Raw genomic sequence first — 8198 nt, 5'->3', positions numbered from 1 at the left:
GCAGTTGCTCGCTCATTGTAAAGGGAAAATACGATCTATCACAACTGATAACGGTTCTGAGTTCATCAACCATAAGCATATCACTGAAAAACTCGGGGTTAAAGTTTACTTCGCAGACCCTTACTCTTCTTGGCAAAAAGGAACTATTGAATACTCAAATAAACTACTGAGACAATACTTGAAAAAGAATGAGGACTTCAAAGATATTACCAATAAGCAAGTACTGAATTATGTACAGAAAATCAACTCAAGACCAAGGGAAAAACACCAGTACAAGACCCCAATGGTTGTCTGGTTGGAAAATAATAAGTAAATTGCACTAGTAATTTGAATCTACGGATCCGCTATATATCAAAAGAATCATGAAGAAAACATTCCTAACATCATTCCTCATACTGATAGTTTGCCATACGCTGTTAGCCCAAGATAAAAACGATAGTGGAAATCTCGCTTCTTGCGTTGAGTTCTCAAACACATTCAACGATATCAAAACTATATGCGATAAAGATAATGGAGAACTATGGGGAGTCAATTTATATGCACCAATTTTATGCATAGACAATAATCGTGATTTGTGGAGTAACCAAAAGGATTTACAAGGACAACTTCAAACATGTGGAAAAGTATTTATTGGAAAATATCCGCTCAATAAGAACATCGCCAATTCCACTATAAATGTATTTGGGCAGAAATGGGTGATGATAAAACTTCCAATACCTACTGATACCATAGACCGTAACATATTGTTCTGCCATGAAATGTTCCATTACTGGCAAGATTCTCTTGGCCATGTTCCAACACCCTACAATAATGTCCATATGGAGACCAAAGAAGCCAGAGTACTTCTCAAACTGGAATGGAAAGCATTTCTATCCGCTTGTAAAGAAACAGATCCATTATCACGAGAAATCGCAATTCGTGATGGCCTTACATTCAGAAGGCAAAGACAGGAAGAATTTAGTAAGTATTACTCGGATGAAACGGCTTTTGAAGTTCATGAGGGACTGCCTCAATATACAGGAATGAAACTATCCATTTCATCGGATGCTATATATCTTGACAAACTCGATAAGGAAGTTGAATCTTACATGAAGAAAGACGAGCTTGTCAGATGTTACGCCTACCTTTCTGGTCCCATCTTGGGGTATCTTCTTGATAAAAGCACGAATGAATGGCACAAGCTTGTGGACGGAAATACTGATTTAGGAATATTAGTCCAGAATGCTTATAACATAGTTCTTCCTACAGACAAAGAGAATCATATACGACAAAGGAAGGCATGCTATGACTATGATAATATTATTGCCTTTGAAAATCAGCGAGATTCTGTACGAGCAATAAAGAAAAACGAATTAACTGCATTATTTACACAAAACATAAAGACGTTACCTTTGAAGAATATACAGATAAGTTTTGATCCTAACACTGTCGTTCCTCTCGAAAATATCGGCACCGTCTATAAAAATGCACGCATTGTTGATGAATGGGGCATTTTAGAAACAATAGGAAACGGAACAATACTTATTACCGAAGACTGGAAATCTGTTATATTGCCATACGCAAACAGCATTAAAGTCAATAACAACGTAGAAGAAACAGAATCTTGGAAACTACAATTAAAAGTTAGTAACAAATAGTGGGTGGGGCAAGCCTTATTTTAGCAAATTGAATCCTCCGATTACCATTGAATACAAAATCAATATTTATGAAACTAACCGATAAACAATTTTGGAAATTTGAAGCAATCGTGCTGGCTTGTACCACTGTTTCTGACTACAGCAGCTATTCTTTCCATTGTACTGTTCTGCTTTGTGTGGGATTGGAATGGTACAAGCGAACGCCCCACAAATATACCTCCGGACGAAGGGACATACATTATCAATAATGAGTTTGTCGGAATTATTATAGCTACTAATTACTCCTATACTTACTTGTGTCATTTCATATATTGCTAAACATTGCTGTCCGATAAAAGTTTTTCGGAGAAAGAAGAGCTTCCTATTTCATCGGACAACCGAGTTCCCAGCTTGTCAGATCTCTGATGATCGCAGAAAGTCCATCAAATGTCTATTATAAAGGATTTCTCCCTACAGAGCTAATCAAACAGTGAAAAGGCTGTCTAACTTTATCGGACAGCCGATTTACTCACTGAAAGACGTTTGCTTAGGAGGCGACACTGTTGAAAAGCCAATGATATTTGGAGGTCAAGAAGACGTTTTGCTCAAGGGGGGGGCTTGGAAAACAAAATCAGAAAGCTCAACCGCTTCAATTCAGCGATTGAGTCCCCTCGGTATGCCCTTTCTGACTTTTATCGGACTGCAATGATTGCTAAACGATTATTATGTAGAAACAGCAGAATAGAATCTTAAATAACACAAAAACACCCAACTTTACATTATCGGGCGTAAAACTGGGTGTTTATTTTATAATTTACTGATTTTTCAGTATTTATTGCGGAGAGGGAGGGATTCGAACCCCCGGAGGCTCGCACCTCAACGGTTTTCAAGACCGCCGCAATCGACCACTCTGCCACCTCTCCTTACCCTTAAAGCTTTTTTGCGCCTCAAAAGTGTTGCAAAGATACTAAAATATTTGATATCACCAACCTTCCGGCCCATTCTTTTTTGATTTCGAGCCGAAAAAAGGTGAAAACTACTTCTTCAGCTGCTTCGCGTAGGTATCCATCCAAGCGTGGAGCTTCTTCTCATCACTCTTGGGGGCTATGAGGAGCGTATCCTCCAAGTCCACCACTAGGTAGTCCTCCAGCCCTATCACCACCACATCCTTTCCTGGCACCCCTTGATGCACCATAGTATGTGGACTATTATCGAGTATCAATCGGCCCTTTACAGGTGCCTTATCACTGACCTGAGGAGGGTTTTGGGTTTGGTATCGGTAAAGGCTTTGCCATGTACCGAGGTCATCCCAATCAAAGGCCCCATGAATGGTAGCAACCCCTTCGGCCTTTTCCATCACCCCATAATCAATAGAGATAGATGGGCAAGCCAAAAAGGCTCTTGCCACCGCCTCCGTCTCATTGGCACTTCCATAAGCATCAATCTCGGCAAAAAGGACCGCCACCTCGGGAAGATACCGCTCCAGTGCCTCAATAATATCCCTCACTCGCCAGATAAAAATCCCTGAATTCCAAAGATAGTTACCCGTTGCCAAAAGCTTGATTGCCTCCTCTTCAGAGGGTTTTTCCTGAAAACGGATAATCGGACCGATGCCATCAGCTTTGGCTTGCTCCGTCATCTCAATATACCCATACCCTGTAGCTGGATAAGTCGGCTCAATCCCAATCGTCATCAGGCAGTGGTGCTCTCTTGCATAGTCGGCTGCCTTGAGCACCGTCTCCTTAAATAGACCCACATTTTGGATATGCTGGTCGGCAGGAGAGGCAATCATCACCGCATCGGGATTAATGCTAGCGATCTTGTAAGCAGCATAGGCAATGGCAGGAGCGGTATTTCGTCGCTCAGGCTCAGTAAGGATCTGACTAGGGTGCAGTGCGGGTAGCTCCCTTAGCATCTGAGCTTCAAACTGCTTCCCCGTCATCACATAGATATTCTCCTCCGGGATAAAGGGGTCAAAGCGGTCAAAAGTCTCCTGTATCATCGTCCGCCCAGATTCAATTATATCTAGGAATTGCTTCGGTCGGTCGTTTCTACTCCAAGGCCAAAAGCGGGACCCCACTCCGCCAGCCATGATCACACAATAATTATCCTTTGATAAGCTATTCATAGTATCACTGCTTTAGATGACTAAATAGAGTGGTGCTATCTCGCTGTATAGCAGGCTCCGTCCACTCTCTTGGTTCGAACGACCACTTTGCCTTAATGGTAGGCGTATAGGGGTCGTATTTCTGCAGAAAGAGCATAAAGTAATGCCTTAAGTCTCGCTCCGTTGTCTCCACAATTCTATCCTGCAGCTCCTGAACTGGAATGCCAGCTCCCTTTGTAAGCAAGCCACCTCCGCCCGAACCACGATACGAATTGACCGCCACTAAATAGGTGCGTTGAGGGTCAAATGGAGCCACCCCTACAGAGGTAATCTTTACCCGCTCTCCACGAGGTCTCCGCACGTCCACCGTATAAGTGATGCCCGAAGCGGTATCAAAGTTGTATGTGGGATGAGCTGTAGCCAAATACTGACCACCAAAGTACTCTGCATTGATCTGAATCAAGCCATCAGCGGGGCCCGACATAGTTTGTATCCAGCGGTCGTAGCTCTCCTCTAGAGCTCCACGCACTTCCTCACCCGTCAGACGCATTAGGTAGAGGCTATTTTCGTAGCGATAGAGCTTAAATAGGTCGCGAATAGAGATGGTTCCTTTCTTTAATAGGACATTAAAGTCCAATGGTGCCGTCAGCGTTATCTCAGCTTTTGGGAAGGTAAATTGCTCCACCTGATGGATAAGGTCGGTAAAGGTTGCAGGGCGGAAGAATGAGCTCCTCGCATCGATATTCTCCGTCAGGTGCCCCACTGGTGACGAAATAAATGCATCAACCGCCTCACGCTCTTTTGCGAAGCTCGCCATAAAGGAAGGGTCGGGCTCTACCTCCTTAAGAGAGACAATCTTAGGTGTGATCTTAATAGAACTAGCGCCATTAGATTGCTTACAGAAGAATACCTCAGTATCACTTACACTCATGGCATCACTACCAGGATTAAGGAGGTAAGTCACCTTTCCATTCTGATGTACTACTGAGTCTAGCAACTCTTTATGATCATGCCCCAAAAGGATTAAGTCTAGCTCTGGCACCTCACGTGCCATCTGATAGCCCACATGCTCTGCTTTGGGGTAGTAAGCACCGTCTCTATTTCCACTACCACTGTGGATCAAAGCCACAATCATATCGGGCTTCGATGCCTTTATCTCGTCTACATACTTACGAACCGTCTCCACCTGATCGGTCAGCTTCATTCCGCTCCAAAGGTGAGCCGGCAGGTTGTCAGTAAGACTAGGTGTAGTGGTTCCGATCACCGCAATCCTTCGTCCACCCTTATTGACGATCACAAAAGGCTGGAAGTAGGGCTCCTCACTCTCCTCCCTCAGCACATTGGCACCAAGTGCAGGGATATTGAGCTGAGTCACAAACTTATCGTAAACGCTATGCCCCGTCTCTATGTCGTGGTTACCCATCGTAATGGCATCATACCCATACTGATTGAAAAAGGTAGCCAACGGATGCACTCCCACCGTATCAATATAATTATAGTAGTAGGCTGTAGGCTGGCCCTGTAGGATATCTCCTGCATCGAGGAGCAACACTTCCTGATTGCTCTCCTTTAGTTCCTGCACATAGGCAGCAACCCGTGCATAGCTTCCTTCGCTAGGCTGGTCATTGACCAAGTCGTATGGAAATAGGCGACCATGCACATCAGTGGTATGTACGATGCGAATAGATTGGCACTGCTCCTCCTTGCGACACCCCGACAAAGTCAGGATGCAGCAAAAGAGCAGCAGTGCTTTTAGTAGACTTCTATTCATAAATCCACTTTTTACTCAACGATATCCAACTCATTCATCAGTCTATCAGCCCCTAGATATTTATCCAATATCATCAGTAGATATCTCACATCTAGGATAATACTCCGCTGATAATCGGGCAGATACTCGATATCACCACCAACGCCCTCCCAGTTACGGTCGAAGTTGATGCCCACAAGCTCACCCTTACCATTCACCAAAGGCGAACCCGAGTTTCCACCGGTAGTATGAGTAGTTGCCACAATATTCACAGGCATCTTACCATTTGGCAGAGCCCAGCGCCCGAAGTCCTTATTACGGTAGATATCCACCACCTTAGGGAGGAGATAAAATTCAGGGCTTTCGTCATCCCACTTCTCCATAATTCCATCCATAGTGGTCTGAGCGCCATAATAGACATTGTCCCTAGGCACATAACCCTTGATCTGACCAAAGGTGTAGCGGAGTGTAAGATTGGCATCAGGCCAAAGGTTCATCTCCCCATCCATCTCCAGCATTCCCTGTAGCAAGGTACGGCGAGCTAGAGCAAAGTCACGGTCATACTCCGAAAGTGCTTTGGAGATAGTCTTCATATCCTCACGCACTGAGAAAGCGAGTAAAGTGACAGGGTCTAACGCATAGGCCACCTCACCCCCTTCAGAGCTCAGTACCTCCACCATCTTCGCCTTATCAAAATAGATCGATTCATCAAAGATAGCACCCAAGTCCTTACTTTCCATCAAGCTTCGGATAGTAAAAGGGGTTTGCAATTGAATCGATAGCTCTTGCCCCTCCGTCACACGGTCAATGTACTTCAGCACCGCCTCAAACATCGCAGCGGTCACCTTGCGATCTACCTCCTTATTGTAGTCCTTATCAAAGTAGCCGAGGATCACCTCATCGTACCATTTAGCGGCCGCTTGTGGGTCACGAAGTTGTTTCAACTCCTCATCACTTTTGATCAGCGGAGCCTTAGCCGTCTCCACCGCTCTCCAGAGCCCCTCCTCATAGATCTTGGCGAGTGCCCGGAGCGTAGCCCGCTCCTTCACCATCGCCTCTATCTTAGCAACCGCCTCGGCATACTCAGGCTTATTCTGCCGCTTACTGTAGGCAAGGAGGCGATCCACCATCTCCTGCTTCACCGCCTCGAAGTTCTTCTTACGTGCTGCCCAACTGGTGCCAATCGCATTCTTATAAGCGTTGGTCGAACCTTGATACTTTGCAGCATATTGGATATTGACCGCCTCATCCTTCATCATCTCCTCCCACATTGCCTCTTGGCGCACCTTGCGAAGGTCAATTCGGATCTGGTTATCCACCTCCAGACGCTCCCGCACCTCGCTAGGCGTGTAGAAGTGATTGGTAGTGCCTGGGAAGCCCATCATCATCACGAAGTCTCCCTCCTCTACCCCCTTGCCACTCACCTTGAGGTAATACTTAGGCTTTAGAGGTACATTATCTGCAGAATACTCTGCTGGCGAACCATCGGGTGCCGTGTAGATTCGGAAGACCGAAAAGTCACCCGAGTGTCTAGGCCACTCCCAATTGTCTGTGTCGGCACCAAACTTACCGATACAGCTAGGTGGTGCTGCCACTAAGCGGATATCCGAGTACTGCTTCTTCACAAAGAGATAATACCTATTGCCCTCATAAAAAGGAGCCATATCCAAGGTCACCCCTGCTGTGAGTGCTCCTCTATTCTCCACATACCACTGCTCGGCCACCTTACGCAGATAGCCACGACGCATATACACGAGAGGGTCCTGCTCCCCTACCTTCTCCAAATACTGACTGAGATAGTCCGTAGCATCAACAATCTCCTCCACAATCGTCACATTCAGCCCCGGATTGGGGAGCTCATCCCTGAGGGTAGGCGCATAAAAGCCATCGCGGAGATAGTTGGCCTCTACCGAACTATGGCTCTGAATCTCACCATAACCACAGTGATGGTTGGTAAAGACCAGACCTTGGCTCGAGACAATCTCCCCCGTACAGCCACCGCCAAATTGCACCACGGCATCGCCCAAAGCCCCCCGACCAGGATTATAGATCTCCTCAGCCGATAGCTTCAAGCCCATCTCCTGCATCCGCTTTAGGTTTTGCTGCTTCAAAAATTGCAGCATCCACATTCCTCCATCTGCCACTGCCCATGGTGCCACTAGCACCATAGCGAGCAAAGCAAGTAAGTATCTTCTCTTCATAATAGTCACTTTATATTTTAGATTAGTTATTCCATGTACTATAGGGGTGTACTGCTAGGTAGTTATTGAGGTATCTCTTGTCGTTCGTCACTTCTTCACCGACCCACTCCGGCAGCTCCACCTCAGTATCCACCGATGGGAGCTCCAACTCCGCTACGATCAAGCCTTCATTTTCCTCGAGGAAAAAGTCCACCTCCCACTTGTTTTCACCGATCACGATGATATGACGTTGCTTCACCACCTTTGTAAAAGGGCTCAGCTCCATAATCTCCAAAGCGTCCTCCACAGGGATAGGGTACTCAAATTCACTCCGCACCGCTAGGTTTTCCCTAGAAGCTTGCTTGATGGTTAGAAAAGCCTCCTCCATATTGACCAAACGGACCCGCACCGAGGCGCCTTCTCCACCCTCCCCTTTTGCCACATAAGACTGCTGAATATTTAGCACTTCGTCACTCTCCGGAAGTGACGCTCCCGTCTTGAGTAAAAACTTACGCTCTATCTCTACACCCATAATATATATTGAA

6 protein-coding genes and 1 tRNA gene are annotated in these 8198 nt (G+C 45.8%); 2 read left to right on the top strand and 5 right to left on the bottom strand.

The genetic code is table 11. The features are described from left to right. Both A3GK_RS0102520 and A3GK_RS0102515 read left to right on the top strand, forming a co-directional pair. The coding region (locus A3GK_RS0102520; protein ID WP_018027961.1) for an IS30 family transposase at nt 1–313 on the top strand (313 nt) is incomplete at its 5' end. 49 nt (nt 314–362) lie between these two features. After that, nucleotides 363–1637, top strand: a complete 1275-nt coding sequence (locus tag A3GK_RS0102515) for a hypothetical protein (RefSeq protein ID WP_018027960.1) — start codon at nt 363–365, stop codon at nt 1635–1637. An 817-nt stretch (nt 1638–2454) separates the two neighbouring features. On the opposite strand, the gene A3GK_RS0102510 is transcribed toward A3GK_RS0102515, so the two are convergent. The 5 genes from A3GK_RS0102510 to A3GK_RS0102490 form a co-directional block, all read right to left on the bottom strand. Further along, nucleotides 2455–2539, bottom strand: a tRNA-Ser gene (locus A3GK_RS0102510). 113 nt (nt 2540–2652) lie between these two features. Then, a complete protein-coding gene (locus A3GK_RS0102505; RefSeq protein ID WP_018027959.1) occupies nt 2653–3744 on the bottom strand; it encodes a mannose-1-phosphate guanylyltransferase in 1092 nt (363 codons plus the stop codon). A gap of 4 nt (nt 3745–3748) precedes the next feature. Continuing rightward, nucleotides 3749–5494, bottom strand: a complete 1746-nt coding sequence (locus A3GK_RS0102500; protein ID WP_018027958.1) for a bifunctional metallophosphatase/5'-nucleotidase — start codon at nt 5492–5494, stop codon at nt 3749–3751. Between the two features lie 11 nt (nt 5495–5505). Next, a complete protein-coding gene (locus tag A3GK_RS0102495; RefSeq protein ID WP_018027957.1) occupies nt 5506–7674 on the bottom strand; it encodes a S46 family peptidase in 2169 nt (722 codons plus the stop codon). A gap of 22 nt (nt 7675–7696) precedes the next feature. Continuing rightward, nucleotides 7697–8185 carry a CYTH domain-containing protein gene (locus A3GK_RS0102490; protein WP_018027956.1) on the bottom strand — a complete coding sequence of 163 codons (489 nt, stop codon included), beginning with the start codon at nt 8183–8185 and terminating at the stop codon, nt 7697–7699. Nucleotides 8186–8198 lie beyond the last annotated feature (13 nt).

It is taken from the genome of Porphyromonas somerae DSM 23386 (genome assembly GCF_000372405.1).
Taxonomy (GTDB): domain Bacteria; phylum Bacteroidota; class Bacteroidia; order Bacteroidales; family Porphyromonadaceae; genus Porphyromonas_A; species Porphyromonas_A somerae.
This window is presented reverse-complemented; position numbering and strand designations above follow the sequence as displayed.

Excerpts from the sequence above, each read along its gene's own strand:
- A3GK_RS0102515 (WP_018027960.1), top strand. The coding sequence starts at position 363 with ATGAAGAAAACATTCCTAACATCATTCCTCATACTGATAGTTTGCCAT.
- A3GK_RS0102495 (WP_018027957.1), bottom strand. The coding sequence starts at position 7,674 with ATGAAGAGAAGATACTTACTTGCTTTGCTCGCTATGGTGCTAGTGGCA.
- A3GK_RS0102505 (WP_018027959.1), bottom strand. The coding sequence starts at position 3,744 with ATGAATAGCTTATCAAAGGATAATTATTGTGTGATCATGGCTGGCGGA.
- A3GK_RS0102500 (WP_018027958.1), bottom strand. The coding sequence starts at position 5,494 with ATGAATAGAAGTCTACTAAAAGCACTGCTGCTCTTTTGCTGCATCCTG.
- A3GK_RS0102490 (WP_018027956.1), bottom strand. The coding sequence starts at position 8,185 with ATGGGTGTAGAGATAGAGCGTAAGTTTTTACTCAAGACGGGAGCGTCA.